Source organism: Bacteroides sp. AM16-13 (genome assembly GCF_003602705.1).
GTDB classification, from domain to species: Bacteria; Bacteroidota; Bacteroidia; order Bacteroidales; family Bacteroidaceae; genus Bacteroides; species Bacteroides xylanisolvens.
Window position 1 is genome coordinate 1 of sequence record NZ_QTLK01000065.1, and the last position, 2,486, is coordinate 2,486.

1 protein-coding gene is annotated in these 2,486 nt (G+C 40.8%); it reads right to left on the reverse strand.

Annotation, left to right across the window (positions count from 1 at the left end; all coding sequences use genetic code 11):
- Positions 1 to 117: 117 nt before the first annotated feature.
- The gene (locus DW173_RS23525; protein WP_120145339.1) at positions 118 to 1,923 is read right to left on the reverse strand and encodes a reverse transcriptase domain-containing protein; all 1,806 of its coding nucleotides are present in this window, start codon (positions 1,921 to 1,923) and stop codon (positions 118 to 120) included.
- Positions 1,924 to 2,486: the final 563 nt, after the last annotated feature.

The following is a 2,486-nucleotide window of genomic DNA, read 5'->3' on the forward strand; positions in this document are numbered from 1 at the left end:
CCACAGGCTAAGCACATCGCGCCTTGCCGTCCTTTCGGACGGTAGGTTTCAATGTACTCGCCACCGAACCGTACGTACACGTCTCCATGTATACGGCTCTCCATCAATATATTCAGTCTATTTCTTATTTCCATGAATTTTACGATAACAGTTATTACAAACAGCTATTGTTTTCCTCTTTCGAGCAATCATAAAACGTTCCCATTCTTGTTTGCCTTCCAGATTTTTGAGTTTACGGACATGAAACATTTTCAAATTATCCGTTGCTCCGCAATATTCACATTCGTGAGCCTTCAGTCGAGCCATTAGGCTCGTACTTTGGGTTGCACGATAACTGGGCAGATTGTCCGCAAAGTCCAATCTTGCCTGCTTTTGTTGCCTAAATCCTCCATGATACAAAGCACGTTCTTTTATTGCGCCTCTATTGTCCTCATACTGTACGTAGAAAATTTTATCACGAGTGTATTTTCGGATAATCTTCCGTACGGTTGATTCATACTTTGACGAAAGTGTTTTATACATACTTTCCTTCATGTAGAAGTAGAAACTATTGAGAATGTTACAGTTGTTGGCAAGACAATAATAATTATAGATACCTCTTATCTCCGAGTTATATCGGTTCAAGATTTCAAGGTCGTCATTATTTCTAAGATAAGGTCGAGATTTAGACTCCCATTTCTCTTTTCCATTTTCTACTACAATTTTCATTGCTCCATAGTCGAGCAACTTCTTTCTCATTACCTCAGTAGGTAATAGAAGAACTGTTTTGTAGCCAAGAGAACGGCGAGTAATACCTCTGCTATCCTTTCTTGTTTTGTCACTTCTGCGGATTGTCACTTCATAGCCTAAGAACTTCGCATGGTCGCTTGAATTGGTGATTAGCGTCTTTTCATCGGAAAGTTCAAGTTTCAAAGTGTCATGCAGATAGGCTTTAATATCTTCCTTTGCTTTTACACATTCCTCTTTACTTCCGATTACACCAATCAAAAAATCATCGGCATAACGAACGTATCTCATACGTCTGAAATTTTCATCCATGTCCAGAGTTGCAGGAAGTTGTTGCATTTCGTGATGGAGCTTGTTAATCTCCTGACGTAATACTTCTTTCTTCTGCTCATCTGTCTCATTCTTTAGTTTCTTTACTCGTTTGTACTTTCGAGATTCAATCCTTTTATATTCAGGATTTACTCTCCTTTTATCAGCCTTGTTGAAAAATGAAATGTATTTCTGCATATACTTATCCAATTTATCAAGATAAATATTTGCCAAAATCGGACTTACAACACCCCCTTGCGGTGCTCCGCTATAAGTGTTGTAGAACTGCCATTTCTCCATATATCCTGCGTTCAGGAATTTACGAATCAGACGTAGAAACCGCTGGTCAGAGATACGTTCAGCAAGAATCCCTATCATAACATCGTGGTCGATGTTGTCAAAAAATCCTTTGATGTCACCCTCAATAAACCAGCGAGTTCCGTCAAATCCCTCATGAATGGAAGCCAATGCAGTATGGCAACTGCGGTGCGGTCTGAATCCATGTGAGCACTTTTCAAAATGCCCCTCGTAGATGGATTCAAGAATCATTCTTACGACTTCATGCACAAGTTTGTCATCAAAGGCAGGAATGCCTAAGGGACGCTTCTTGCCATTCTTTTTAGGAATGTAAACTCTCTTAGCAGGATAAGGTTGATAGCTTTCGTCTTTCAATTTGTCAATGATGTTGTGTATGCGTTCAACACTCATTCCATCTATGGACTGACCGTCTGCACCTTTCGTACAATTCCCTTCATTAGAAGCGATGTTCTGATAGGCTAACGCATACAGGTTTTCATTGAACAGCAGTCGATAAAGCCGTTCAAACTTGTAATTTAGGTCTGAGCTATGCCCAGCCAGACTGTTTAATACATTACCTGAATCTCTCATAATGTCTCACACATTTTTCGTTAAACGTATTAAAAATATTAACTATCTCCCTTCGCCATGTACAAGGCTTTCCCTTGCTCGGACTACTACGGAGACTCTGTTACCATATAGGATATTCAGAGACAAGTCCCATAGCCTTGCGGCGTTCCTACTTAGGTAATCCCCATTTAGGCATACAAGTAACATAGCGCGATAGATTGTCGGATGCGATTTTCGTCCTTTTCCGCTTATTGCGGCTGTTCTGCAATCGGTTTTCGGCTCTCGTACTCGAAGTCGGAAAGTAGAAGTATTGCAGCCCGACGTTTGTAACTATCTTCCGTCGGGGTTTACCAACTAACAACTTGGACTGTCGTTCAAACAGTATAGTCTTCATCCTCATATCTATCATTTCATTTAGGCATTCAGTAGCAATATGATAGTTTACTGACTTATGCCGTTTCCAACATGCGACACTCCCCACCGCCTTTCGGCTAAGTGGATAAGTTGGCTAATGACAGGCGTTGAAAACCCTTGCCTGGTAGCTTGCTAATGCTACATTTACTATATGCCCCTTATGGGCGCAG

Coding starts and splice junctions, on each gene's coding strand:
- DW173_RS23525 (WP_120145339.1), bottom strand. CDS start 1,923: ATGAGAGATTCAGGTAATGTATTAAACAGTCTGGCTGGGCATAGCTCA.